Here is a 25012-nt window from a genome sequence, read left to right as displayed (position 1 = left end):
CGCAGTAATGAAAAACAACAAGATTCTTCGCTACGGCGGGATTGCGGCCCTCATCCTTATCGCGCTGTACGCTTTTACCTTCTTTAGCAACGACGCCCGCGGCTACGTGCAAGCGGATACCTCCGTTGCGCTGACCCAGCTCAAAGACAAAAACGTCGATGAGGTGGAAATCGATGACCGCGAGCAGCGCCTGCGCATCAAGCTCAAGGACGAAATCACGGTAGACGAGCGCGACGGCGTGCAGGAGATCGTGGCCAAGTACCCGGCCCGCGCCTCCGAGCAGGTCTTTAACGCAGTCAAGGATTCCGGCGCCGAAAAGTACCAGACCAACGTCACGCAGGAATCCTTCTTGGGCTCCATGCTCAGCATGCTGCTGCCGATGCTCATCCTCTTCGGCGTGCTCTTCTGGCTCATGTCCCGCATGCAGCAGGGCGCTGGTGGCATGTTTGGCATCGGTGGTTCCAAGGCCAAGGAACTGACCAAGGATATGCCGACCAATACCTTCGAGGACGTGGCCGGCGCGGACGAGGCCGTGGACGAGCTGCAAGAGATCAAGGACTTCCTGGATGACCCCACCCGCTACCACGACCTAGGCGCCAAGATCCCGCGCGGCGTGCTGCTTTATGGCCCTCCGGGTACCGGTAAGACCTTGCTTGCCCGCGCCGTGGCCGGCGAGGCCGGCGTGCCGTTCTATTCCATCTCCGGTTCTGACTTTGTGGAGATGTTCGTCGGCGTGGGTGCCTCCCGCGTGCGCGACCTGTTCAAGCAGGCGAAGGAAAATAGCCCCTGCATCATCTTCGTGGACGAGATTGACGCCGTGGGCCGCCAGCGCGGTTCCGGTACCGGCGGCGGCCACGATGAGCGCGAGCAGACCCTCAACCAGCTCCTGGTAGAAATGGACGGCTTTGGTGACCGCGAGGGCGTAATCCTCATCGCCGCCACCAACCGCCCGGACATCCTGGATCCGGCGCTGCTGCGCCCGGGCCGCTTCGACCGCCAGATTCCGGTCACCAACCCGGACTTGGCCGGACGCGAGCAGATCCTGCGCGTGCACGCGAAGAATAAGCCGCTGGCAGAAGAGGTTGACGTAGCGCAGCTGGCCAAGCGCACCGCCGGCATGTCCGGTGCGGACCTGGCCAATGTGCTCAACGAGGCCGCATTGCTGACCGCCCGTATCGGCGGCAACGTCATTACCTATGACGCTTTGGAAGAGGCGACCGACCGCGTCGTGGGCGGCCCGCGCCGCCAGGGCAAGATCATCTCCGAGCACGAGAAGAAGGTCACCGCTTACCACGAGGGTGGACACACGCTTTCCGCGTGGGCACTCAAGGATATTGAGCGCGTGTACAAGGTCACCATCCTGGCCCGCGGCCGCACCGGCGGCCACGCCATGACCTCCCAGGAAGACGACAAGGGCATGTACACCCGCGACGAGCTCTTCTCCCGCTTGGTCTTTGCCATGGGCGGCCGCGCGGCCGAGGAACTGGTCTTCGGTGCACCGACCACCGGTGCGTCTTCCGATATTGAAAACGCCACCAAGATCGCTCGTTCTATGCTCACCGAGTACGGATTCTCCCCAGATCTCGGCACCGTAAAGTACGGCAAGGAGCAGGGCGATCCCTTCAGCCAGATGGGTGGCGGCGGCTCCATCGATTACTCCGATGAGGTTGCTTCCAAGATTGATGAGCAGATGCGCTACCTGCTCGAGCGCGCGCACGAGCAGGCCTATGACATCTTGCGCAATAACCGTTACTACCTGGACAAGCTGGCCGAGGCCCTGCTGGAGAAGGAAACCCTGCGTCGCCCCGACCTGGAGCGCATCTTCGACGGTATCGAGCCGCGCGAGGCCTTCGACGTCTTCCCAGGCGAGGACGATCGCTTCCCGCGTCAGATTGGCTACGCCCCAGTGAAGACCCCGGTCGAGCTGGCGAAGGAGCGCGGCGAGGAGCTGCCAAAGCGCATGACGCTTCTCGACGCCTCCCGTGCCGCCCGCGAGCGCCGCCTCGCCGGCGAAGAGCCGAAGGGTGAGGTGGGCTTCAACTTTGGCCAGCACGCCGGCGACTACGTCGACTCGGACACCGCCCGCGAGCTGGGCAGCGGTCCCGCGAAGAAATCCGCGAACTCCTCGTCGGCCCAGTCGGCCCAGCCGACCCGGCAGTCCCGCGACGCCCAGTCTGCCCCGGCTTCCGAGCCAACCGCCCGTCCGGCCGCACGCCCCGCTGCCGGTGGCGGAAAGCACCACAAGCCGGATGCCGGCGCGGATGCCGATGCCGAGACCAGCCAGTGGTTTACCCCCGGCTGGGACGAAAAGGATCGCCGCAAGAATCCCTATGCGCGCGAGGACGACAAGCAAGAAGATAACTAATGCCTGATAATCACATTCCCGCTCGCGCCGCCTTTGACCAAGACCGGGCGGAGGCAGCGGTGCGTGAGCTGCTCCTTGCGGTAGGGGAGGACCCTGAGCGCGAGGGCTTGCGCGAAACCCCGGCCCGCGTGGCCCGCGCCTACCGCGAGGTCTTCGCCGGACTGCACGAGGACCCGACCGAGGTCCTGCACAAGACCTTCGCTGAGGACCACCAAGAACTGGTTCTGGTGCGCGATATCCCCATTTATTCCACCTGCGAGCACCACCTAGTGCCGTTCTACGGCGTGGCGCATATTGGCTACATCCCGGGCAAGGACGGCCACGTTACCGGTTTGAGCAAGCTTGCTCGCCTGGCGGATATGTACGCCAAGCGTCCCCAGGTCCAAGAGCGCCTCACCCAGCAGGTAGCGGACGCCTTGGTGGAGGTCCTCGGTGCGCAGTCCGTCATTGTGGTCATTGAGTGCGAGCACTTGTGCATGGCCATGCGCGGCATCCGCAAGCCGGGTGCGACGACGACCACCTCCGCGGTGCGCGGCGGCTTCAAGAACAATGCCGCCTCCCGCGCCGAGGTGCTCAGCCTGATTCGCAGCTAAGTACACCCCGGTTCACCACGAAAGCGAGAAGGAGCACGCCATGCAGCAGGCAACCTCGGTCTCAGATCTGAGCATCGCCAACCGCACGCTGGTGATGGGCATCGTCAACGTCACGGAGGATTCCTTCTCCGATGGCGGTAAGTGGTTGGACGTCGATGCTGCCATCAATCACGCCCGCGAACTCGTGGCGCAGGGCGCTGACATGATTGACGTCGGTGGTGAGTCCACCCGGCCGGGTGCGGTGCGGGTAGAGGCGGACGTCGAAAAGCGCCGCGTGGTTCCCGTCATCAAGGCGCTGAGCGAGCTGGGCATCCGCACCTCCGTGGATACCATGCGCGCTTCGGTGGCCCGCGCCGCGGCAGCGGCCGGGGTGGACATGATTAATGACGTCTCCGGTGGCCTGGCTGATCCGGAGATGTATCGCGCGATGGCAGAGGCCGGCGTACCCGTGTGCCTGATGCACTGGCGCACGCTGCAGGAAGGCGCTTTTGGCTCCGCGGCCGGTAGCGCCGACCACGGCGGCGATGTGGTGCGCGATGTGCATGAGACCCTCGAGCGCCTGGCGAATAACGCGCTGGCGGCCGGCGTGCACCGCGATAATATCGTGCTCGATCCGGGCCTGGGCTTTGCTAAGACCCCGCAGGATAACTGGGCGCTGCTCAAGGCCCTGCCGGAGTTCCTCGACGCCGAATTCCCCATGCTGGTGGGAGCCTCGCGCAAGCGCTTCCTCGCCGCCATCCGTGAGGACCGTGGCGTGGAATCCAGCCCGCTGCTGGCCGATCCCGCGACTGCGGCCGTGACCGCCATTTCCGCCCAGATGGGCGCGTGGGGCGTGCGCGTGCACGAGGTCGCCGTCTCCCGCGACGCCGTCGATGTGGCCGCGGCTTGGAACGCCGGCGATGGCTACAAGGGCGGGGCCAATGCCAGCGGCAGCTATAGCAATGGCGCTGATGGCAATGGAACCATGAAATCCACCGCCCTACCGCGCAACCCTGAGGAGTAAAACATGGCAGACCGCATCGAGCTCACCGGCCTAGAATGCTTTGGCTACCACGGCGTCTTCGAAGAAGAAAAGCGTACGGGCCAGCCTTTCATCGTGGATATCACCTGCTGGTCCGAGTTCGCCGAGGCCGCCGCCACCGATGATCTGACCAAGACCATCAATTACGCCGAGCTTGCCGACGTCGCCGCAAATATCATCGAAGGCCCCGCCCGCGACCTCATCGAGACCGTCGCTAGCGAGGTGGCCGATACCATCATGGCTACCTTCGAGGGCCTGCACGCCGTCGAGGTCACGCTCCATAAGCCGAAGGCCCCGATTCCGCGCACTTTTGCTGACGTTGCGGTAGTCGCCCGCCGCTCCCGCAAGCACGCGAGGACGCTCTAATGCGCGCGGTGCTGTCCATCGGATCCAATATGGATGACCGCGTGGAGCTATTGCGCACGGTATTCGACGAATTCGCCGGCGACATTGTCGCCGCCTCGCCGGTCTATGCCACCCCGCCGTGGGGAGTAAAGGACCAGGATGAATTCCTTAATGCCGTGCTCATTGTGGATGTGGACGAGTCACCCAAGGAACTGCTGCGCCGCGGGCAGAGGCTCGAAGAGGCCGCGGAGCGGGTGCGGGTGCGCCACTGGGGCCCGCGCACGTTAGACGTAGACATCGTGGACATCGAGGGATACACCTCCGATGACCCGGAGCTCACCGTCCCGCATCCTTATGCCCACGAGCGCGCCTTTGTACTGATTCCGTGGTTGGCGGCCGATGGTGGTGCTAGGTTGAGTGGGGAGGGCGTCGCCAAGCGGGTAGCAGCACTGGACCCGCAGGAGCGCGCCGATATTCGCCGGCTGGGCATGATGGAGGAGCTATGAAACGGACCTCGTTGGGTGCCCTCATTGGCACCGGGGTCTTCTTTGCCGCCGCCGCGGCCATCCTCACTACGCGCTTTTATGGCTCCATGCTGCACATCCCAGTGACGGTTTCGGCCACGCTGTGGCTCATGGCGGTCATCTGCGTGGCGCTGACCTGGAAGGTCGATCAAGCAACCGAGGACGAGCATGGCATCGGCCTAGATAATTCGCAGCTCAACCCCATGACCATCACGCAGTTCATGCTGGTGGGAAAGGCCTCGGCGTGGACCGGAGCCATCGTGGGGGGAATCTATGCAGGCGTGGCCGTCTACGTTATCCCCAACGCCGGCACGCTTGCGGCCGCCTCCGATGACCTGGTGGGGGTCATTGCTTCGGCGCTCGGTGGCCTTGCCATGTCCGCTGCTGGCCTGCGGCTGGAGCGACACTGTGAGACCCCGCCCCCACCAGATGGGGTACAAACGGTACATTAGTGAGCATGACTGAGCCGCGCTCTTCTTCTCACAGTACTTCCACCAAGACGTCCAAGCCGGATCTGGGCCAGATCGGACTCATCGTCCTCGTGGTGCTGGCCGTCCTAGCTAGCATCGTCATGCTGATTTCCGGCTCTGCCGCGGCGCTGAAGATTGCGCTCATCGCCGCCTTGTGGGCCGCTGTGCTCGGCTTCTTCCTGGTGATGCGCTACCGCCGCCAGGCCGAAGAATCCGTGACCAAGCTAGAACTGCAGGAGCGCGCCCACCGCGCTGAGCTCAAGCAAGCGCGCGCCACCGATGGCCAGCCCCTACCGGACCAGGAGCTGCTCGATGAGATCCGCACCGAGCTAGCCTCTATCCGCAAGCAGATTGAGGATCTCTCTGGCCACGACTTCACCTATGAGCCGGCCGCCCTGCACGCAGAAGCCCGCCGCATCATGCAGCTGGAGGCCCAGACCGCAGCCGCCGCGCGCCCGGATGCGGAGGAAGGCAACGTGGACTTCACCCAGTCTTCTTCCGGCGCCCCGTCCGCCGATGCTATCGCCGGCCGCCTGGGGAACCAGCCTTCCGCGGCGCATGCCGAGTCCAACCCACTCAATGACATCATTAGCGAAAAGACCCGCGCGCAGCGTACCTCCGGCAAGTCTTCTGGCGCCTCTACCTTTAATACCGGCGGTTTCCAGGCCGTGCGCTGGGATACCGGTGGCGATGACTCCCTGAAGACCACCCACGCTTCCGCCTCCAGCGAGCACCACGGCAGCCACCGTAAGCCGGAGGTTGCGACCACGGCCAATGACGAGACCCAGGACATCCCGCAGCAGCCGGCATCGCAGCGCGATGAGCGCGCGGAGTACCCGGGCTCCGGCCAGCACGTGGCCCCAGAAAAGTCCGAGCCAGTACGCCAGAAGGCGGCCCGCTCGCATCATCGCGCGGCTGCTGAGGAGCCGGATTCGCGTGGCCGCCGCCGCAGCGACGATAAGCGCGAAGGCGCAGTGTCTGTGGCCGAGCTTTTAGCCCAAGCGAAAAAGAAGGACAAATAAATGCGCCCGCCACGCATGCGGGTAGCCCTCTTTGGCCGTAGCTTGGCCGGTTTTACCTTGGCCAATGCTATGGAACGCGCCGGCCATGAGGTGCAGATGCTCTCGGATCCAGCCGAGCTTTCCTCTTTTGAGGCACTGATTATCGCTGTAGGCGATGCCCGTCTGGAAGCTACCGTGGAGTTGCTAGAGCCACACGTCCATCGCGGACTAATTGTCTTCCACACCTGCCTTTCACGTGGGGTGCAGGTATTGGATCCGCTGGAAACTCGCGGCTGCGTTGTCGCGGCGCTCGCCCCATTTACGCTGAAGCGCTGGGCGGTGACCACCCTGGATGAGTTGGGCGAGACCGTGGTGGAACTTAATATCGCCGAGTTTTACGCAGAGACCGTAGCGCTTTCCGACGCCGAGCGTGCCCCCTTCGCTGCCCGCGCCTACTACGCCGAAATGCTGCGGCGCTTGCATATCTCTGCGGCGGTTGATGCCCATTTCCTCTCGCCCTCAGAAGAGCCACCCCTGGTGGGTGAGGACATGGACACCGAAGAAATTATTGCCGCCTACCGCGGCGCCACCGACCCCGGACTGCGACGCAGCTACGTGGAAGTTGCCCGCCGCTTAGGCGAGGTGGACGGCCGCGAAGAGCTAGAAATGTGGGCCCTACAAGAGGAGAGCCGATGAGCCTGGAGCTGGGAAACGCTACCGTCATCAACGATATTGAGCGCATCCGCATGGTCGGTAGTGCTTTTCACAAGACTGGCCGGCCGGTCGCCTTCGTGCCGCTGACTACCGGTGTGCACGCCGGTCATATCGCGCTGGTGCGCGCGGCGAAGCGCATCCGGGGCGCCGTTACCGTCGTGGCCCTGCAGTCCCCGCAGAAGGAGGACCTTGAGCTTCTGCGGGCCGAAGGAGTGGACATCGTGTGGGAGTACTCGCCCGAGTCCTTGTGGCCACACGGGCGCCGCATTGCCGTAGCACCGGCCGACGCCGCGACTGCTCTCGAGCCGGACCTTAGCGAGGAGCTCTCGCTATACCTTGCGCTCATTTTGGCGCTTGCGCCAACCGCCGTCCTTTTAGGCGAGAAGGACTACGAGCTTCTTCTTGCCATCCACCACGCGGTCCAAGACTTCCACCTAGGAGTCCGTGTGCAAGGCGTACCCGCTGTGCGCATGCCCGACGGCGTGGTGATGAGCCTGCGCAATACCCACGTGCCGGCCGAATCCCGTGAGCAGGCTGCGGCACTATCCGCCGCGCTCACCGCTGGCGCGCACGCCGCCGAGGCCGGTGCGCAGAAGGTCCGTGAGGTCGCCGCGGAGGTGCTGCACGCAGCGGGTGTTGAGCCCGAGTATCTCGAAGTCCGCGGCCGAGATTTAGGAACCCCTCCCGAGGAGGGTGATGCCCGCTTGCTCGTTGCCGCGACAATCGGCGGTGTCCGGCTCATCGATAATGTGGGCCTGCCGCTGGGCATAGGCTTTAATAACATCGAAGAACACGAAGCCAAGGCCGAGCTTGAGCGCGAGCAGCAACGTGAGCACCAGCGCGTACAAGATGCCGCTTCCCAACAGCTATCGGAGGACTAATGACCGATATCCAGATCCGCGACTTAGACCCGCGCGATGAACCCCAGGCCATTTCCTTTGCCATTGAAGGCATGCATCTGCACTGGTTTGTGAAAAATCCCCGCTTCGAGCGCGCCTACGGTCGCTATTTTTGGGATTTAGAGCGCGCCAAGGCCACCGATATCCTGGCCGCTTATGATGGTGACCGCTTCCTGGGTGTGCTTTTGGCCTCCATGAAGGGCAAGCCTGCGTTGCCGTATCCATGGTGGCGCAAGGCTTATGTCCACGCGGTGGAGATATTCAATAACCTACGCCCCGGCGGGCACCGCGATGACTATGATGCCGCCAATAAGGACATGCTGCTCAAGTACCTAGGCGAGCATCCCATTGATGGCGAGATCGGTTTCCTCGTCGCCGACCCTAACTCCGGCGTGAGCGGCGTGGGAACGGCACTGCTTGAGGCCTTCGAATCCCGCCACGAGGGAAAGAATGTCTACCTGTTTACCGATGACGGCTGCACTTATCAGTTCTATGACGCCCGCGGCTTTAGCCAGGTAGGTGAGCGCACCATCGCGGTCAACGAGGACCGCGACTTGGTATGCATGCTCTATGTGCGCCGCTTGGGCGCACCGCAGGCCTAGCGCGCCAGCGCTCCCATCGGGTCCCAGGCCGGCAGGGTGGTCACGGACTCAGACTGTAGCGCCGCTTGGTATTGCTCCGGCAGGCGGGAGGGGTGCACGGCAATTTCGAAGACAAACTCATCGAACCAGTCATCCGCCATGGTCCAAAAGCCCTTATCGGCCTTCTTTGGGCCCCAGGAATTCTCCACGCGCCAGCTTTGTACAGCGCCGCCTTCGGCGATATCGGCGCCGGTAAAGACCATCGCGTGAGTCATCAGGGATTCGTGTAGGCGCAGGCGCTGTGCCTTATCCAGGCCCATCTCGACGCCGTAGAAAGCCGCATAATCGTGCAGGTGCTTGGCCCACACGCCGTGCTCATCATCGGATTGCTGGTCGGTATCGCAGCCGAACCATACCGGCTGACCATTTTCGATGGAGGCTCGTGCGGCATCGCGCAGCACCTCGATTGGGGCGTTGAGGTAGGTCACGCGCTTGCCCACCACGTTTCCCAGGTAGTCCACGGTGTAGAGCTTGCCGTAGGAATTGCGGGGATCATTGACCACACACACGTATTCGCTGAGGTCTGCGGGCAGGTATTCCTTGGCAAACTCCTGCGGGGTAAAGGTCCCTGCGCGGTGGAATTCATCGTCCTTATCGCGATACTGCCAGACAAAGTCCTCGGGAGGCAGGCCTAGGTTGGCGGTGAGGATACGGTAGACGTCGGCAAGCGCCTGCTTGTGCGCGCCCTCTTCGCCGCTGCGGATCCGGTGCGCGGCGCGGCGCAGCACGGTCTGTAGGTTACGGTTGAGCATCGCCGTGGCCTCGGAGGACGCTGTTTCCGGCATGGCGTACTGCGGCACTACACCGTATTTTTCCACCAGTGCGACAAACATGGACCACTGGCCGCCGTCATCGATCGGATCATCCATGAGCTTGGTTACGGTGCGGTCCGTAAGATCGCGGTCCTTCAGCTCAGCCATCGCAGTGAGGAACCAGTTGGCCTTCTCGAGCTTGTCAAAGAAGTAAATATAGGTCTGGGAAAGCTCAAAATCTTTGAGTTTGGCCTTTTCCATCAGCCCACCGCGAAGGGAATTCAGGCCGGCGAAAATCCAGCAGCGGCCCGAAGCCTTCTGGTCGGCCACGCCCCAGGAATCTAGCTTATGGCTGGTCACCCGGTTAAGGGTGCGCAGTACCTCGCGGTCGAGGCTGAGCTTATCGACGCCTTCCTGAGCCACCCCATTGCGTACCAAGCGCAGCGCGGCATCGCTGGCGAGCTCAGCATTGGCGGCATGAACCTCGTTCGGGTTAATCTCGGTCATTTCTCGATTCTCCTTAGTTCATCCGGTCCCAGAGGGGAAGCTCAATCGGTTCGGTATCTAGCGCCTGAGAAAGCTCATCGCTCAGGTGCTCCTTGCGCACGGCGATGTGGAAGACGTTGTGGTCAAACCAGGCATCGGACATGGTGGCAAAACCCTTGCCCGGCACCTCCTCGCCGTCTTCCTTGCGTGGTGGCTTGGAGCCCCAAGAGTTCTCCACGCGCCAAGCTCGGTCTCCATCCACACCGGTGAGCGCCATCGCGTGGGTAGGTGCGGTCTCGCCGGAGGTAAAACGCTCCTCCTTAGTCATGGTGGAATCGATGCCGTAGAGGCCATCGGTATCCACTAGCCCTTCGTCCCACACGCCGTTGAGGAAAGAGAATTGGCGGTTGACATCGCAGCTAAACCACACCGGCTCGCCGGCGGCTAGGCTGCGCTTGGCGGTCTCCTTGAGCTCTTCCACGGTGACGTTTAAGTACTCTTGCGGTGCACCACCCAGCACATTGCTTTCATCGGCGCTGCTAAATACGCGATGCCTGGGGTTTGTGGAACGGGGGTCATCGGCCAGCACCACGAACTCGTTGAGGTGGGGCAGGTATTTCTTGGCAAACTCGCGCGGGGTGGAGTGCAGGCGCACGAATTGCTCGTCCTTCGTGCGATACGCCCAGGTAAATTCCTCGGGCGGGGTGCCCAGGTGGATGGCCAGGATGCGGTGGATATCCTTGTGCGCTTGGGCGAGGACCTCTTCGCGCGGACCGTCTTGTGCGGCGGCGCGGCGCACCACCGTGGCGAGATCGCGGTTCATTTCCGCGGTATGTCCAGACGAGCGGACCTCCGGCATGACCTCGGCAGGTACCACGCCGTACTTGGCCACCAGGTTGCTAAAGAAGCACCACCAGCCGCCATCGGCCCCGGCGTGGTCGAGCACTGCGGCCACGGTGCGCTCATCCCAACCAGCGTCCTTTTTATCCAGCAGCTGGTTGAGAACCAGGTTGGCCCGCTCCAGCTTGTCAAAATACTGCAGGTAGGTGAAGGAAAACTCGAAATTATCTACGTTGAGTTCCTGAGCAGCGCGGTGGCGGAAGACGTTTAACGCGGCGAACATCCAGCAGCGGCCGGAGCGCTTTTGATCCGTTACCTCCAAGCTATCCAGCTTGACCTCGGTGGTGGGGTAGAGGGCCGTAATAAGGTCGCGGTCTAGGGCCGCTTTCGCCGCCCCGACATTGGTGATGGCGTTGCGGGCGATGCGCAGCCCAGAATCGGCCGCGGCCTCCTCGCGCAAGTGGGATAGGTATTCGTTGGTGAGCAAAGTCATATTTCGGTTTTAGCAGACTAGAAATCCTGATGGGGCTGGTTGGGGGAAGAGCTAGAGAAATTCCGCCAGCTTTTCGACGGCCCCCGGAGTCCCCACTTCCTCTGGCAGCCACGGAACCTCGCGCACTGGGGTCTGTGGGAGCTCGGCGCGCAGAAGTGCGAGTGCCTCATCTTCGGCCGCGCGGCGGGCGGCGAGGAATTCTCCCTGATTGGCAGGGGTACGGCGGTTAACCAGCATGGACCCCACGTGCACACCATTTCCGGTGAGGTCCGCGTGGAACTCGGCTGACTCGAGTACGGGCAGGCGCTCGGCGTTAAGGACAATATGGAAGACCGTGCGCGGTGAAGTCAGCGCCGCGCGTAACTGGGAAAAGCGCTCGCGCCGCTGGAAAAGAGTGGCGCGAATTTCCTGATTGCGCCGGTCCACGGGGTCATTATCCGCGCTGTTTCCGGGCGACATTCCGCGTACTAGCGAGCCGAATTTATCGGATTTTTCGCGCCGGGAAAGTAAGCCATCGGTATAGGCGGCCATGATTTCTGGCAAGGCCATCAGCCGCGAGGTATGCCCGGATGGAGCGGTATCGAAGATGAGGTAATCGACGTCGGACTCTTGGCCGACGAGCGCCGCGATACGCTCCAATAGTGCTGCCTCCTGCGTGCCGGGCGATTGCTGGGCCAAGTCCAGGTGCTTTGTGACCTCGCCGTGCAGATGCTCGGGCATGAAACGGCGCATCGCAGAACCCACCTGCGCAAGATGTTGTTCTGTGGCGCGCGCCGGGTCGATCTCGATGGCGGAGAGGGAAGGGGTGAGGGCCACGGGGGCATCGCCAAGCGCGGTGCCAAAGATGTGTCCCAGGTTGTGCGCTGGGTCCGTAGAGACCAAGCAGACGCGGTGATCGCGGGACAGGCGCAGCGCGGTGGCGGTGGCCAAGGTGGTCTTGCCCACCCCGCCCTTGCCGCCAAAGAACATGATGGGGGCGGTCTCTAACAACATTGAATATTCTCCAGCGGGGATCTTTCCATTCCCATGCGCGTATGCCAGGCGTGGAAATCCTCGTAGACCAACGGCAAAAGCTCCAGGGTGTAGTAACTGGCCGGGTTGGGAATGCCCAAGGCCTCCGAGGCCACCAGCATCATGAAGAGATCGTCTTCCTGCTGCTGGGCTTTGGCAAAGCTGGCGCGGTACGGGGCCTGGTAGAACTCATTGAGACCAGCCCCGAACGCTCTAAGCTTGTCGAGCATGCTCGGGCAGTGGGGCGTTAAGATCAGCATCGGACCACTCCAGTGGGGCCTCCTTGCGGGCACGAGAGATGGCACCGACGGCCTCCACAATGACCCAGATGGTGGCCACCACGATGATGGCGTCCATGCAGAACAGCAGCCAGTTCTGGCTAGTAAATAGCGACTTTAGCTGCAGGAGCGCGGCCCACAGGGACATGGCGGTAACGAAGATGAGCGGGATGACCACTGGCCACGTCGGCCGACGTAGGTGGGTGAGGATGACTACCACGATGGCCAAGGAGAGTCCTGCCATGAGCTGGTTGGTGGTGCCGAATAGCGGCCAGATGGTCATGCCGCCCGAGCCGTCTACGCCGGCGGAGAAGGTCAGCCCAAAGGCCAAGCCCACCGCAATGACGGTGGCGGCCAAAGCCTTGATGCGTACGCCTATGATGTCGCCGATTTCTTGGACCACCAAACGCTGCAGGCGCACGCCCGAGTCCATAGTGGTGGCCGCAAAAAGCACGGCCATGGTGGCCAAGATGGTGCCGGAAAGGGAGGTAGGAATACCCAAGCCCTCATTCATGAGCGCGCCGCCGCCTTGCACAAAGGCGTCCACGCCGCCGGCGTTCCACTCGGAGTAGATTTCTTCCCACTGCGTGGCGGTCTTGAAGCCGGCGGTGGTAGCGATGATGGTACCCAGTGCGAGCAGGCCCTCGCCCACGGCGCCGAAATAGCCCACAAAGCGCACGTCGGTTTCTTTATCCACCTGCTTGGAAGAGGTACCGGAGGCCACCACGCCGTGGAATCCGGAGACGGCGCCGCAGGCGATGGTGACAAAGAGTAGCGGGAAGATGCTCGGGGTGCCGTCTGGTACGTTATCGCGCAACGCTGGCGCCATAATCGAGGGCCGAGTGATAAGGAAAGACCCGTACAAGATGGCCAAACCTACGAAAAGCTGCAGGCCGTTGATGTAATCACGTGGCTGCAGCAACACCCATACTGGCAGCATCGAAGCGATGAAGGCGTAGATGAATAACAAGATGATCCACACGCCATTGGCGGGAATCCCCAGGACGGTATCTGGCAAGACCACGGGCACGCGGTCGCCGATAATCATCAGCGCGTAGAGCGCGACCACACCCACGATAGATACCAGCGGTAGGTTCCACTTCAGGCGGTAGATGGCCTGGCCGATAAGCAGCGCGACGGCGATGGCGCCCCACGTGGGAATGACGGCCGTGGGAGTGGATACCAACAGGTTGGAGATGACCACTGCGAAGGCAGTATTCACCATCAAAAGCAACAGGAAAATGACGATGAGGAAGAGGTTGCGCCCGCGCTTGCCAATATAGCGCCCAGACAAGGTACCAATGGATTGGCCCTTGTGGCGTTGGGAGGCCCACAGAGCGCCGAGATCGTGCAAACCTGCGAAGAAGATGGTGCCGATGGTGACCCAGAGAAATGCCGGTACCCAGCCCCAAATGACCGCTACGGCAGGACCGATGATCGGTGCTGCACCCGCTACGGAAGTGAAGTGGTGTCCCCACAGGACGTATTTATTGGTCGGGACATAATCCACGCCGTCTTCCATGGTGTGGGCCGGGGTGGAGTAATTCGGGGATAGCCGGAAAATTCTTTGCCCTAGGAATTTGGAGTAGAGCAGATAGCCGGCGACCATCATCGCGATACCGATGATGGCGAGGACAAGAGAGTTCATAGTGTGTGTCTCCTCATAGACGGGCAGGTGGCGTGCATCACACGTGCGAGTAGTATGCCATAACTCACATATGCATTTGCCTGTGGGGGGGGACCGATGGGTGGATTTATATTTGAAGTGCGCCCGGAGACTTTTGGTTCAGTCGCCGTGGATAGACAAAAAGCGCGGCCCTTGCTCGAGCAGGAACAAGGGCCGCGCGGTGGGTACTTAAACCAGGTAGTGGTTACTTCTTATCGACGCCGATGTTGCCGTCCTTCTTCCACACCACAACCACTGCCGGGCGTGGGGTGGACTTGCCACCGTCAGGCCAGTGAGAGGTCTGCTTTTCAAAGGTGGCGTCATCGGTTTCACCTGGGTGCTGGACGTTGACCATCACGCGCTCATCGGTGACGATGGGCCCGCAGGTCTCGGCACCTGCCGGAACGGTAAGGAAGCACTTCAGCTCACCGCGGGTATCGCCCTCGGTGGTCACCGCGTAGAGGCCATCGTTGGACTCCAGCGCGTTACCGTCGGTGGAGATCCACAGATTGCCGTGGCTATCAAAGGCCAGGTTATCCGGGCAGGAAATCGGGGACACCTTCTCCTTGTCAAAGCCACCGAAGTAGGTATTAGCCTCCTTCGGATCACCACAGACCAGGAAGAGGTTCCAGGTGAACTTCTCACCAGCGTGGTCATCTTCAATCTCCATGACCAGGCCGTTCTTGTTCTCCTTGACGGGAGCCCATTCCATCGGCTCTTCCTTGTTCTTCTTGGCGTCCTCGCCGGTAGCACCGCGGTACTTATTGTTGGTCAGGGCCACGTAGACCTTCTCCGAGTCTGGGTGGACCTGCATATCCTCAGGGCGATCCATCTTGGTGGCGCCCACCTTATCGGCTGCCTCGCGGGTATAAACCGCAACCTCTTCGGCGGACATGCCGTCAACGTGGGACTCGAACTTATTGTTTTCCGTATCGGAGGTCAGCAGCTTAATCCACTTGCCCTCGCCGTCGAAGGCACCGTCTTCGGGCAGCACGCCGGAGCCGTCAATCTCGTCGGCTGGGGAGTTGCCCTCTACCTTGGCTACGTACAAGGTGCCGTGGTCCAAGATGGTGAGGTTGTGCTCGATATCGCCCTCTTTGTACTTCTTGGTGGAGATGAACTTGTAGATGTACTCGAAGCGGGAGTCATCGCCGGCGTAGCACACCACGGTGCCATCGGAGGCGATGTGGATGTTGCCGGCCTCGTGCTTGAATCGGCCCAGAGCGGTGTGCTTGACCGGCGTGGACTTAGGATCTAGTGGGTTAATCTCTACGATCCAGCCGAAGCGGTTCGGCTCGTTCGGCTCTTTGGAGACGTCGAAGCGCTTATCAAAGCGCTCCCACTTGCGCTGGGACTCGCCATCTTCCATGCCGAAGCGCTCCAGCGACTCCTGCGCCTTCTTGTCATCCAGCTTGGCGTGTGCAAAGTACTGGTCAAAGTTCTCTTCGCCGGAGAGCATGGTGTTCCACGGGGTGATGCCACCGGAACAGTTATTCAAAGTGCCCTTGACCTTCTTGCCCGTCTTATCGGCAGAGGTCTTTACAAACTCGGAACCGGCAGCTGGGCCGACCAAGGTGAATTCGGTGGTGGCGGTAATGCGGCGGTTGAGTGGGCCAAACTCGCGCTTGAGCTCACCGGTGTTGCCAACCTTGGATACTTCCACGATGGAGTGACCGTGACCAGCCCAGCCAATCTTGGCCTGCTCCTCGGTCGGGTTATCCGCATCGTAGTTGGGGAACATCTGCGGCTCGGTGGTGTACTCGTGGGAGCAGACGTAGATAAGGCGGTTGTCATCGTCTGGGTGCTCGATAAGACCGGCAAAGTCATTGTTGAAGCCGAACTGCTTCTCAGCTGCCTCGGCGGTCTGATTCTTGTCATCGAATTCCGGTGCGTCCTTAAACAGCGGATCGCCCCAGGCAATGAGGACGGACTGCTCGTAGCCATTCGGGATGACTACTTCGTCCTTTTCATTCGGCTGTACTGGGTCGAACTTCATGCCCTCGGCGGAGGTGAGCTCGACGTTCGCCTCAGAGGTTTTGCCGCCCTTGCCCTCGGAAGAAGACGCCTCGTTGGAGGCATCATCCGGGTTGGAGCAGGCAGCCAGCGCGGCGCCGCCGCCGACGGTTACAACGGACAGGCTGCCCGCGCGCAGGGCGGTACGACGGGAGAACTGGTCGCCGAAGTACGGGTTATCGGACTTGTTCTCGCACTCTCCGAAGCACGCATTGCCACACTTGTAAGTGCAGGTCAGGCTGGAACGAGAGGATGCAAAGAGACTAGAGAGAAGATTGCGGCCCTTAAGCGCCATGGGTATTGCTCCAAAAATGTCGAAAAATATTGATTACATATGGGGACAGCCATATATAAAAGGTCATCTTCGTAACTGTGTGTTGACCCCGAGGTGACAGTGAAGTGAATTATGCGTAAATCCTTTCCCGGGAGAGGGTGGCGTGGGCTAAATCGCGTGCTGCGGTGGGGATCGACTACCCTTGGCTAACGTGAGCGAGCAGAAGAATAATGAAGTAAACGATGTCCCTGAGCAGCTGCGCATCCGCCGCGAAAAGCGCGATCGCCTGCTGGAATCCGGCGTAGAGGCCTACCCGGTAACCGTTGAGCGCACCATCTCTTTAAAGGATTTGCGCCATGATTTCCGCGTCGTGGCTGAAGGCGAAGAGCCTGGCAACGAAGAGGGCGTAACCTACCTGGCCCCTGGTGAGGAAACCGAGGTTACCCATGCCATTGCCGGTCGCCTTATTTTTATGCGCAATACCGGCAAGCTGTGCTTCGCCACCTTGCAGGATGGCGATGGCACCCAGGTGCAGGCCATGCTTTCTTTGGCTGAGGTAGGCAAGGAGCGCCTCGACGCCTGGAAGTCCGACGTCGACTTGGGCGATTTCATCTCCGTGCGCGGCCGCGTGATTTCTTCGCGCCGTGGCGAGCTGTCCATCATGGTCTCCGAATGGACCATGGCCGCTAAGTCCTTGCGTCCGTTGCCGGTGTCCTTCGCCGATATGGCTGAAGATACCCGCGTGCGCCAGCGCTATAACGACCTCATTATCCGCGAAGATGCCCGCAAGAACGCCATGATTCGCGTCAAGGTCATGCGCGCGCTGCGCAACTACCTGGAAAGCCAGGACTTTGTAGAAATCGAGACCCCGATGCTGCAGACCCTGCACGGTGGCGCAGCCGCTCGCCCGTTTATCACCCACTCCAATGCGCTGGATATTGACCTCTACCTGCGCATCGCTCCAGAGCTGTACTTGAAGCGTGCCGTCGTCGGCGGCATTGACCGCGTCTTCGAAATCAACCGCAACTTCCGCAATGAGGGCGTTGACCGCTCCCACTCGCCAGAGTTCGCCATGCTGGAGACCTACGCTGCGTGGGGCGATTACAACGATTGTGCCCGCATGACGCGCGAGTCCATCCAAGCTGTTGCCCGCGATGTCTTCGGCTCGACCACCGTCACCCTTGCCGATGGCACCGAGTTCGATTTCGGTGGCGAAGAATGGCCGGAAATCGAGATGTACCCGTCCCTGAACGAGGCCCTGCAGCGCAAGTTCCCGGGCCAGCCGGAGGTCACCATCGATACTGACGTCGAGACGCTCAAGGGCATTGCAGACGTCATTGGTCTCGACGTCCCTAAGGACGGCGGCTGGGGCCACGGCAAGCTGGTCGAGGAGATCTGGGAGGTCCTGTGCGAGGACCAGCTCGAAGGCCCTATCTTTGTCAAGAATTTCCCGGTTGAGACCTCCCCATTGACCCGCCAGCACCGTTCCGAGCCGGGCGTGACCGAAAAGTGGGACCTCTACGTGCGCGGTTTCGAGCTGGCAACCGGCTACTCCGAGCTCGTGGACCCGGTTATCCAGCGCGAGCGCTTCGAGGATCAGGCCCGCCTGGCCGCCGGTGGCGATGATGAGGCCATGGTGCTGGATGAGGACTTCCTCGCCGCTATGGAGCAGGGCATGCCGCCTACAGCCGGTACGGGCATGGGCATGGACCGCCTGCTGATGGCCTTGACTGGTCTGGGCATCCGCGAAACCGTGCTCTTCCCACTGGTTAAGCCAGAGCAGAAGTAGCCGCCCAGCGGCCAATCGCTAGCCGTCAGTCCGCGTGGCTGGCGGCTTTTGCCATGCCTGGGCTAGTGCGAAAGCGGCCTGGCGGAGGTATCGCCCCGCAGGCGCTTAATAATGTTCTCGGCCGAAATCAGGCACATTGGCACACCGACGCCCGGTACGGTGGTAGCCCCTGCATAGTAGAGGCCGTCTACCTTGCGCGAGGCATTGCGTCCGCGCAAAAACGCCGATTGCCGCAGCGTGTGCGCGGGCCCAATAGAACCGGCCGACCAGGCATGGTAGCGCTCGGCAAAATCGGCAGGGCCGAGCGTGCGCTTGACGACGACCCTCTCTACCAAATCCGGCACCCCGGCCGTGGCTGCGATGTGGTTAAGGGCGGCGTCGGCAATCGCGGCAACGCGCTCGGATTCTTCTGCGTGGTAGGCATTGCCGAACCCGGGCGCCTCCGCGGCCGGCACCGGCACCAGAATGAAGAGGTTTTCGTGGCCCGCGGGCGCTACGTGCGGGTCGGTGGCTGAGGTCTTGGACACGTAGATGGACTCTGAGGCACCCAACGGCCGGGAAGGCTCCGGACCGGAATAGACGGCGCGGAAATCCGGATCCCAGTCCTTACTAAAGAGCAAGGTATGGTGTGCCAGCTCGGGCAGCTCGCCCTTCACCCCGGCCAAGATGAGCACAGTACCCAGGCCCGGATTGCGCCGGCCCCAGTAGCGCTCCGGGTACGTCCGCAGCTGCGGCGGCAAAAGCTGAGTCTCGGTGTGGTGCAAGTCCCCCGCGGAGACCACGATATCGGCGTGGATGGCGCCCTTATTCGTGCGCACGCCCGTGACCTGCCGGTTGGCAACCTTAATGGAGGTCACCTCCTCGCCCAAGCGGAAGGTGGCGCCAAACTTCCGTGCCTGCCGGTAGATGGCCTGGACCACGGCGGCGAATCCACCCTGCGGGTAGCGCACGCCCTCCACCAGGTCGGTGTGGCTCATCAGGGAATACAGTGCCGGTGCGGCGGCCGGCTCGGAGGACAAAAAGACCGCCGGGTAGCTTAAGATTTGGCGCAGGCGGACATCAGAAAACGTTCGGCCCACGTACTGCTTTAGGTTTACCGTCAGCAGAGCCATGAGGCGCGAAATCCGGGTGCGAATATCGCGGTGCACCAGGTTCAGCGGCGCGGAGAAGGTGGTGTAAAGGAAGTGCTTAAGCGCCATCTCATAGGTATCGCTGGCCTGCGCTAAGTACGTGCGTACTTTCTCCCCCGCGCCGGGCTCCAGTGACTCGAAAAGCGCGGTGACTTCCTCGATCCCGGAGTGCACGTCCATCGGCGCATCGCCATGAAAGACGCGGTAGGCGGGGGAGAGGTCCACCATGTCCAGCTCCGCCTCGGTGGAGGTGCCACACAGCGCAAAGAAGTGATCGAAAGCCTCGGGCATGAGGTACCACGAGGGGCCGGTATCCCAGCGAAAGCCGGCCTCCGCAAAGCTGCCGGCGCGCCCGCCTACCTCATCCAGCGAGTCCACGACGGTGACCTCGTAGCCCTCGCGGCCGAGCAAAGCGGCGGTGGCGAGGCCGGCGATGCCGGCTCCGATGACGACGGCGTGCATGTTGTTCTCCTTAATCTCCGGCTAGGGGCGGGGTCTGGTTGCTGTGGCCGCGACGGCGCACCGCGCGGGCCGCAAGCCAAGCCTTGGTGTGGTTCGGCACGGATACGCGCGTGGTGGGAAGTGCAGTAGCCGGAGTGGCGGCGAGGCGATTGGTGAGCTCGGCAAAGATATCCGCCGCCGCGCTCACACCGACCCGCGCGGAAGCCGGGAGCACGTCGATGGTGAGCGCGGCGGTCGCGAGCTCCTGGCGGATCTCTGCGATGAGCGCGGACTTGGTTGCCTCATCAATCCGTCCCGATGGGGCCTGCTGAAAATAGGTTCGGCCCAAAGTGGAGCTATCCTCACCCAGGTCACGCAGGAAATTAATCTTCTGAAAGGCTGACCCTAGAGCGCGCGCGCCGCGCTCCATGGCGGCCCGGTCAGCGGGGGAGACGTCCTCTTCGGCCAAGAAAATTTGCAGGCACAATAACCCAATGACTTCCGCTGAGCCGTAGATATAGTCCTGCAGTTCCGATGGGGAATACTCTCGCTGGGTGAGATCCGCACGCATGGAGTGAAAGAAGGCAACAAGGTACTCGCGGGGGAAACCACAGCGACGCGCGGTTAAGGCATAAGCGTGGACCACGAGATCCGTGTGCAGTCGCTGCTGCGGTGCGGCCAGGATGGTTTTCTCGTAGGCATCCAGTGCGGCGGCGGGGTCGGTGTGGGCTTGGGCAGCGGCGCCGTCGACAAGCTCATCGGCAATGCGCACCACCGCGTATAAGTGGCGGATATCGGCGCGCACCCGCCCGCGCAAGAGCCGCGTGGCCAGCGAGAAGCTGGTGGAGTAGCGCCCCATAACCTGTGCGGCCGCGCGGGAGGCCGCTTGGTCATAGCGAGAAAGCATATCTGTCAACGTAGCATGCAGCCCATTAACGGTTCGTGGCGCGCGGCTGCCCCTCCGCGAACCCGGCGGCGGACTGCACGCCCACAGTGGCGCGTTCGCGGAAGCTAGCCAAGGAATTGGCGCCGGCGTAAGTGCACGAGGAACGGACGCCAGAAATGATTCGGTCCACTAGATGCTCCACGCCGCCGTGCTCGGGGTCGAGGTAGATACGAGAGGTAGAAATCCCCTCTTCAAACATCTCGCGGCGGGCGCGCTCGAAGGCCTCCGTATCGGAGTTGCGGCCGCGCACTGCCCGGCGCGAAGCCATGCCAAAGGATTCCTTGTAGAAGGCGCCATCGGCGTCCTTGTGCAGGTCACCTGGGGATTCAAAGGTTCCGGCGAACCAGGATCCGATCATGACATTGGAGGCACCGGCGGCCAGGGCAAGAGCGACATCGCGCGGGTCGCGCACGCCGCCATCGGCCCAGACATGGGCGCCAACCTCGCGGGCTGCCGCAGCGCACTCCAGGACGGCCGAGAATTGCGGGCGGCCCACACCCGTTTGCATGCGGGTGGTGCACATCGCGCCCGGGCCCACGCCGACCTTGATGATGTCTGCGCCGGCGGCCGCCAGTTCGCGCACGCCCTCCGCTGTGACGATATTGCCGGCAGCAATGGGAAGCCCCAAGTCCAGCGCTTTTACCTTGCGCAAAGCGGTGAGCATGCTGTCTTGGTGCCCGTGTGCGGTATCAATGACTAGGACGTCGGCTCCCGCCTGCGCTAGGGCACGGGCGCGGCCTTCCACATCGCCGTTGATGCCCACGGCCGCACCAATGTGTAACCGGCCCTGCTTGTCGACGCCCGGCTTATACATCTTCGCCCTCACCGCCCCCTTCCTGGTGAGGATTCCGGCCAGGGTGCCATCCGGGTTGACCACCGGCGCCAGCTTGCGGGAAGTCTTGCGCAACTTGGTGAAAGCCTCCTGTGGGTTAATGCCCACCGGCAGCGTCACCAGATCCGTGGTCATCAATTGGCCGACGGCGGTGAAATTATCCTGCCCGCGCAGATCCTTCGGCGTGATAATGCCGATGGGCATGTCCCCTTCGACCACGATGGCGGCGCCATGAGCGCGCTTGTGCAAAAGGTTGCTGGTATAGCCCACGGTGTGGTGCGGCTTCACGGTAATCGGGGTGTCATAGACCAAGTCAGCCGCTTTCACGGAAGCAATGGTCTCTGCGGCCGCATCCAGGGATAGGTCCTGTGGCAGGATAGTGAGCCCGCCGCGGCGCGCGATGGTCTCGGCCATGCGGCGACCGGCCACGGCGGTCATATTGGCCACGATGAGCGGGATGGTATTGCCAGTGCCGTCCTCAGTGGTGAGATCCACCGACTGGCGCGAGCCCACCTCGGAGTGGCTGGGCACCATGAACACATCGGAGTAGGTCAATTCGTACGGCGGGCGGGAATCCTGGAGAAAACGCACTGGGATGGCCTCTCTATATATTCGGGTGGCGCGGTCTGACCGCGCGGAGGAAGACACTAAAATTATACTCCCCGACTTTCCCCATATCGGCGGCCTCAGTATCCTATCTGAGTGTCTCAGAAACCAGATCCGCACATTTCCGCAGAGGTAAAAATCAACCTCACCATCCTCGTCCTTGGTGCGATGGTGATGATCTTGAACGAGACCGCCCTTTCGGTGGCATTGCCTGCCATCATGGCGGACTTTGACATCCTGGCTACCTCCGCCCAGTGGTTGCTTACCGGTTTCCTGCTCACCATGGGCGTGGTCATCCCGACCACCGGCTTTCTCATGGATAAATTCACCACCCGCCAGATCTTTCTCGCCTCTGCGGGTGTATTCCTTGCCGGTACAGTCTTTGCGGCACTCGCCCCAGCCTTCGGCATCTTGCTGGTGGGGCGCGTTTTCCAAGCGGCGGGTACTGCGTTGATGATCCCCACCTTGATGACGGTGGCGATGACCCTCGTCCCGCCGCAACGTCGCGGCAGCGTCATGGGCATTATCTCCGTGGTCATTTCCGTGGCCCCAGCGCTCGGACCTACGGTGGGTGGTCTGGTTCTTAGCATGTTCACCTGGCACGTCATCTTCTGGACTATGGTTCCGCTGCTCGGCCTCATCGGCGTCGCCGGCTACCTCCGCCTAGTCAACGTGGGCGATAAACGCGATACCCCGCTGGATTTCCCCTCAGTTATTTTGTCCGTCCTTGCCTTTGGCGGGTTGGTATATGCCGTATCGTCCCTAGAAAATATTCTGGAGGGCGAAGGCCTCATAGACATCCTCGTCCTCGCCATAGGACTTGTGGCCTTGGCGCTTTTTACCCTCCGGCAAGTGCGCCTCGCTAAAGACAATCGCGCCCTGCTGGATATGCGACCATTTAAGGTTCCGAACTTCACCGTGGCGGTACTCGGAATGCTTTTGATGTTCGGTCTATTGCTTGGCGTTGTCAATGTCCTGCCCATCTACCTGCAGACCTCTTTGGCGGTAAGCTCCCTGGTCACCGGGCTCGTGGTCATGCCCGGCGGCTTGCTGCAAGGCGGCATCTCCCCGATGGTAGGCCGTCTCTATGATATCCACGGGCCCCGTCCGCTGATGATTCCCGGTGCCCTTCTCCTTGCCGCGGGCACGTGGCTGATGACCCTGCTCACTGAGGACAGCGCTGTGTGGATGGTCATTGCTATGCACGTCCTATTCGCCCTTGGCATTGCGCTCATGATGACGCCATTGATGACAACGTCCCTGGCCTCCCTGCCGGATGAGCTCTACTCGCACGGCTCCGCCATCCTTAATACTTTGCAGCAGCTGGCGGGCGCGGCCGGCACCGCCTTTTTGATGACGTTCCTTAGCCGTGGCACCAAGTCTGGCCTGGCACAAGGCATGAATGATGCTGCTGCCACCGCTCACGGTGCACACTGGGCATTCCTTTTTGCAGCCGTGCTCTCGTTGGTGGTTATTGTGCTGGCCCCCTTCCTCAAGCGCGTGCCGTAGACGGAGTAGCTACTAGGACAGGCATAAGGCCCGCACACGCTATGCGCGGCGGGCCGGAAACTCTGAGGTGCGATTTAAGAGGCGCACAGCGGCAGGTTCAGCCGCTCGTTTTCAGCCTTATCGCCCCACACGAGGAACGCGGATTGGGTGCCTTCAACGGCCATGACGTAAGTAGGAACATCCGCGGTGGTCTCATAGCTTTGGATGGTGCACTGGTCATTGGAAAGCTCCACCGGCTCGGCGTCGGGAAGCATGGCATCGCGCTCTTCTATGCTGGGGTAGTAGGTCACGATATAGCTAAACCCATCGCCCACGCAGGAAATCTTGGCCTCCTGGCCAGACTCCGGCTCACGCGAGGAACACTTTGCCCCATCGAAGCCCTCCTGGCCACTACGGGAGCTCACCAGGTTCGGGTACGCATCCGCCAGGTTTTGTTCTTTGTCATTCCAGCTGGGGTAGGACAAAAAGAACCACAGCGCCGCCGCGGCGGCAATCGCGGCCACCGCCAGCACGCTAATCAACGCAATGAGACCGCCCTTGCCCTTCTTCTGCGGCGCTGGCGCCATGGGCTGTTGCCCCATGGGTTGCTGCCCCATGGGCTGTTGCCCCATGGGCTGGGCCATCGCCTGCTGCTGCGGCTGTGGCTGCGGCGGGGCGAATTGCTGCTGGGGGCGCGGTTCGGGGGCTTGCACGCGCGGGATCTGCGCGGTATCGAACTCGCGCTGCGGTCGCAGATGCGCCACCACATCCTTGGCGCTATCCGCCGTGCCGGTGGCCTTATAGTCCGGGCACTTGCGCGCGACGAGTTGCTCGAATGCTTCTACCGCGTCGCCGTGCTCCTCACCCGACGGGCCGACCGCGGCCAGAACCGAAATCTGCCGCTGCTTGTCGACGCCCACCCGGGCCTCCCTCAGCCCATGGACCGCAAAGCCTGCCTGTTTGCGAGAGATCAAAAAGTCCACCGCACCGGCCAGGGGGCCAAAGATCTCCGCTGCGTCCGCACGGCTGAGATTATTGGGAACTTGCGAAAGCTGGGTGCCGACAAATCCCTCGCGGACAATGAACTCTTGCCCGTCTGCGGTCGTGCCCGTGCCTACCAGCGGTGCGATAGCCGGGTGGTGTAATCCATGTAGCGCGGTGGACTTTTCCACCATGCCGGTGATTCCTGGGGCGAAAATCTCCACGCTCAACGGCTGATGCGTGGCCCCGTCTTCCACGGCGAAGAGCGTGGAGGAAGGAGCTTCATCCACTACTGCCAATTCGTGCAGGTTGTGTTGGGTGGCGAAGAACTCAGGAAGTTGCGGCACGGTGGAGATTTCCTTAAACAGTGCGAAAGAGGAGCAGGGAACAATAAAACGATTCCAGATTACATG

The 25012-nt window shown here is 61.9% G+C and carries 22 protein-coding genes; 12 read left to right on the top strand and 10 right to left on the bottom strand.

Annotation, left to right across the window (positions count from 1 at the left end; genetic code table 11):
- Window positions 1–7: 7 nt before the first annotated feature.
- Genes ftsH through ACLI1L_RS11090 form a run of 10 tightly spaced genes read left to right on the top strand, consistent with a single transcriptional unit; the run spans window position 8 to window position 8534 of the window.
- On the top strand, window positions 8–2365 hold the full coding sequence (gene ftsH / locus ACLI1L_RS11135) for an ATP-dependent zinc metalloprotease FtsH (protein WP_411707570.1): 2358 nt from the start codon (window positions 8–10) through the stop codon (window positions 2363–2365).
- On the top strand, window positions 2365–2958 hold the full coding sequence (folE, locus tag ACLI1L_RS11130; protein WP_411707569.1) for a GTP cyclohydrolase I FolE: 594 nt from the start codon (window positions 2365–2367) through the stop codon (window positions 2956–2958). Before ftsH ends, folE begins: the two co-directional genes overlap by 1 nt.
- A gap of 40 nt (window positions 2959–2998) precedes the next feature.
- A complete protein-coding gene (folP, locus tag ACLI1L_RS11125) occupies window positions 2999–3961 on the top strand; it encodes a dihydropteroate synthase (RefSeq protein WP_411707568.1) in 963 nt (320 codons plus the stop codon).
- Between the two features lie 3 nt (window positions 3962–3964).
- A complete protein-coding gene (folB, locus tag ACLI1L_RS11120) occupies window positions 3965–4345 on the top strand; it encodes a dihydroneopterin aldolase (protein ID WP_411707567.1) in 381 nt (126 codons plus the stop codon).
- Window positions 4345–4830, top strand: coding sequence for a 2-amino-4-hydroxy-6-hydroxymethyldihydropteridine diphosphokinase (gene folK / locus ACLI1L_RS11115; protein ID WP_411707566.1), 486 nt, complete (start codon window positions 4345–4347; stop codon window positions 4828–4830). Before folB ends, folK begins: the two co-directional genes overlap by 1 nt.
- Complete coding sequence (locus ACLI1L_RS11110) at window positions 4827–5300, top strand: DUF3180 domain-containing protein (protein WP_408910203.1); 474 nt, start codon at window positions 4827–4829, stop codon at window positions 5298–5300. The genes folK and ACLI1L_RS11110 overlap by 4 nt, the downstream gene beginning before the upstream one ends.
- A gap of 5 nt (window positions 5301–5305) precedes the next feature.
- A complete protein-coding gene (locus ACLI1L_RS11105; protein ID WP_394286542.1) occupies window positions 5306–6340 on the top strand; it encodes a DUF6779 domain-containing protein in 1035 nt (344 codons plus the stop codon).
- Window positions 6341–7015, top strand: a complete 675-nt coding sequence (locus ACLI1L_RS11100; RefSeq protein ID WP_411707565.1) for a hypothetical protein — start codon at window positions 6341–6343, stop codon at window positions 7013–7015. It abuts the gene before it with no gap.
- A complete protein-coding gene (locus tag ACLI1L_RS11095; protein WP_411707564.1) occupies window positions 7012–7914 on the top strand; it encodes a pantoate--beta-alanine ligase in 903 nt (300 codons plus the stop codon). The genes ACLI1L_RS11100 and ACLI1L_RS11095 overlap by 4 nt, the downstream gene beginning before the upstream one ends.
- Window positions 7914–8534: a GNAT family N-acetyltransferase gene (locus tag ACLI1L_RS11090; protein ID WP_411707563.1), complete on the top strand. Its 621-nt coding sequence runs from the start codon at window positions 7914–7916 to the stop codon at window positions 8532–8534. The genes ACLI1L_RS11095 and ACLI1L_RS11090 overlap by 1 nt, the downstream gene beginning before the upstream one ends.
- Here ACLI1L_RS11090 and ACLI1L_RS11085 read toward each other — a convergent pair.
- The 6 genes from ACLI1L_RS11085 to ACLI1L_RS11060 all read right to left on the bottom strand — a co-directional run bounded on the left by ACLI1L_RS11085 (window position 8531) and on the right by ACLI1L_RS11060 (window position 16407).
- On the bottom strand, window positions 8531–9832 hold the full coding sequence (locus tag ACLI1L_RS11085) for an aminopeptidase C (RefSeq protein ID WP_411707562.1): 1302 nt from the start codon (window positions 9830–9832) through the stop codon (window positions 8531–8533). The genes ACLI1L_RS11090 and ACLI1L_RS11085 overlap by 4 nt on opposite strands.
- A gap of 13 nt (window positions 9833–9845) precedes the next feature.
- A complete protein-coding gene (locus ACLI1L_RS11080) occupies window positions 9846–11144 on the bottom strand; it encodes an aminopeptidase C (RefSeq protein ID WP_411707561.1) in 1299 nt (432 codons plus the stop codon).
- Between the two features lie 51 nt (window positions 11145–11195).
- Window positions 11196–12137 (bottom strand): ArsA family ATPase, encoded by a 942-nt coding sequence (locus ACLI1L_RS11075; protein ID WP_411707560.1) that lies wholly within the window; start codon window positions 12135–12137, stop codon window positions 11196–11198.
- Window positions 12128–12385 (bottom strand): cory-CC-star protein, encoded by a 258-nt coding sequence (locus ACLI1L_RS11070; RefSeq protein ID WP_049360422.1) that lies wholly within the window; start codon window positions 12383–12385, stop codon window positions 12128–12130. Before ACLI1L_RS11070 ends, ACLI1L_RS11075 begins: the two co-directional genes overlap by 10 nt.
- Window positions 12369–14081 (bottom strand): carbon starvation protein A, encoded by a 1713-nt coding sequence (locus ACLI1L_RS11065; RefSeq protein WP_411707559.1) that lies wholly within the window; start codon window positions 14079–14081, stop codon window positions 12369–12371. The genes ACLI1L_RS11070 and ACLI1L_RS11065 overlap by 17 nt, the downstream gene beginning before the upstream one ends.
- 223 nt (window positions 14082–14304) lie before the next feature.
- Window positions 14305–16407, bottom strand: coding sequence for a PhoX family protein (locus tag ACLI1L_RS11060; protein ID WP_086588205.1), 2103 nt, complete (start codon window positions 16405–16407; stop codon window positions 14305–14307).
- Window positions 16408–16597: 190 nt separating this feature from the next.
- On the opposite strand from ACLI1L_RS11060, the gene lysS reads away from it, so the two are divergent.
- Window positions 16598–18175, top strand: a complete 1578-nt coding sequence (gene lysS / locus ACLI1L_RS11055; RefSeq protein WP_086588204.1) for a lysine--tRNA ligase — start codon at window positions 16598–16600, stop codon at window positions 18173–18175.
- 62 nt (window positions 18176–18237) lie between these two features.
- Here lysS and crtI read toward each other — a convergent pair whose 3' ends face one another.
- The 3 genes from crtI to ACLI1L_RS11040 are packed head-to-tail and all read right to left on the bottom strand — an operon-like array spanning window position 18238 to window position 22115.
- Window positions 18238–19767, bottom strand: coding sequence for a phytoene desaturase family protein (gene crtI, locus ACLI1L_RS11050; RefSeq protein ID WP_411707558.1), 1530 nt, complete (start codon window positions 19765–19767; stop codon window positions 18238–18240).
- Window positions 19768–19777: 10 nt separating this feature from the next.
- Window positions 19778–20653: a phytoene/squalene synthase family protein gene (locus ACLI1L_RS11045; protein ID WP_411707557.1), complete on the bottom strand. Its 876-nt coding sequence runs from the start codon at window positions 20651–20653 to the stop codon at window positions 19778–19780.
- A 25-nt stretch (window positions 20654–20678) separates the two neighbouring features.
- The gene (locus ACLI1L_RS11040) at window positions 20679–22115 is read right to left on the bottom strand and encodes a GuaB1 family IMP dehydrogenase-related protein (protein ID WP_411707556.1); all 1437 of its coding nucleotides are present in this window, start codon (window positions 22113–22115) and stop codon (window positions 20679–20681) included.
- Between the two features lie 111 nt (window positions 22116–22226).
- Here ACLI1L_RS11040 and ACLI1L_RS11035 point away from each other — a divergent pair, with 111 nt between their 5' ends.
- A complete protein-coding gene (locus ACLI1L_RS11035; RefSeq protein WP_411707555.1) occupies window positions 22227–23639 on the top strand; it encodes an MDR family MFS transporter in 1413 nt (470 codons plus the stop codon).
- A 74-nt stretch (window positions 23640–23713) separates the two neighbouring features.
- Here the strand turns inward: ACLI1L_RS11035 and ACLI1L_RS11030 are convergent, their stop codons facing one another.
- Entirely contained in the window at window positions 23714–24946 is a 1233-nt protein-coding gene (locus tag ACLI1L_RS11030) for a serine/threonine protein kinase (protein ID WP_411707554.1), read from the bottom strand.
- Window positions 24947–25012: the final 66 nt, after the last annotated feature.

Source organism: Corynebacterium sp. LaCa117, from assembly GCF_046717765.1.
Lineage (GTDB): Bacteria > Actinomycetota > Actinomycetes > Mycobacteriales > Mycobacteriaceae > Corynebacterium > Corynebacterium kefirresidentii.
The sequence above is the reverse complement of the archived record's forward strand: the minus strand, read 5'-3'. Positions and strand labels throughout refer to the sequence as shown.

Bases quoted from the DNA above. Each gene is read 5' to 3' on its own strand.
- ftsH (WP_411707570.1), top strand. From the start codon at position 8: ATGAAAAACAACAAGATTCTTCGCTACGGCGGGATTGCGGCCCTCATC.
- folE (WP_411707569.1), top strand. From the start codon at position 2,365: ATGCCTGATAATCACATTCCCGCTCGCGCCGCCTTTGACCAAGACCGG.
- folP (WP_411707568.1), top strand. From the start codon at position 2,999: ATGCAGCAGGCAACCTCGGTCTCAGATCTGAGCATCGCCAACCGCACG.
- folB (WP_411707567.1), top strand. From the start codon at position 3,965: ATGGCAGACCGCATCGAGCTCACCGGCCTAGAATGCTTTGGCTACCAC.
- folK (WP_411707566.1), top strand. From the start codon at position 4,345: ATGCGCGCGGTGCTGTCCATCGGATCCAATATGGATGACCGCGTGGAG.
- ACLI1L_RS11110 (WP_408910203.1), top strand. From the start codon at position 4,827: ATGAAACGGACCTCGTTGGGTGCCCTCATTGGCACCGGGGTCTTCTTT.
- ACLI1L_RS11105 (WP_394286542.1), top strand. From the start codon at position 5,306: ATGACTGAGCCGCGCTCTTCTTCTCACAGTACTTCCACCAAGACGTCC.
- ACLI1L_RS11100 (WP_411707565.1), top strand. From the start codon at position 6,341: ATGCGCCCGCCACGCATGCGGGTAGCCCTCTTTGGCCGTAGCTTGGCC.
- ACLI1L_RS11095 (WP_411707564.1), top strand. From the start codon at position 7,012: ATGAGCCTGGAGCTGGGAAACGCTACCGTCATCAACGATATTGAGCGC.
- ACLI1L_RS11090 (WP_411707563.1), top strand. From the start codon at position 7,914: ATGACCGATATCCAGATCCGCGACTTAGACCCGCGCGATGAACCCCAG.
- ACLI1L_RS11085 (WP_411707562.1), bottom strand. From the start codon at position 9,832: ATGACCGAGATTAACCCGAACGAGGTTCATGCCGCCAATGCTGAGCTC.
- ACLI1L_RS11080 (WP_411707561.1), bottom strand. From the start codon at position 11,144: ATGACTTTGCTCACCAACGAATACCTATCCCACTTGCGCGAGGAGGCC.
- ACLI1L_RS11075 (WP_411707560.1), bottom strand. From the start codon at position 12,137: ATGTTGTTAGAGACCGCCCCCATCATGTTCTTTGGCGGCAAGGGCGGG.
- ACLI1L_RS11070 (WP_049360422.1), bottom strand. From the start codon at position 12,385: ATGCTCGACAAGCTTAGAGCGTTCGGGGCTGGTCTCAATGAGTTCTAC.
- ACLI1L_RS11065 (WP_411707559.1), bottom strand. From the start codon at position 14,081: ATGAACTCTCTTGTCCTCGCCATCATCGGTATCGCGATGATGGTCGCC.
- ACLI1L_RS11060 (WP_086588205.1), bottom strand. From the start codon at position 16,407: ATGGCGCTTAAGGGCCGCAATCTTCTCTCTAGTCTCTTTGCATCCTCT.
- crtI (WP_411707558.1), bottom strand. From the start codon at position 19,767: ATGCACGCCGTCGTCATCGGAGCCGGCATCGCCGGCCTCGCCACCGCC.
- ACLI1L_RS11045 (WP_411707557.1), bottom strand. From the start codon at position 20,653: ATGCTTTCTCGCTATGACCAAGCGGCCTCCCGCGCGGCCGCACAGGTT.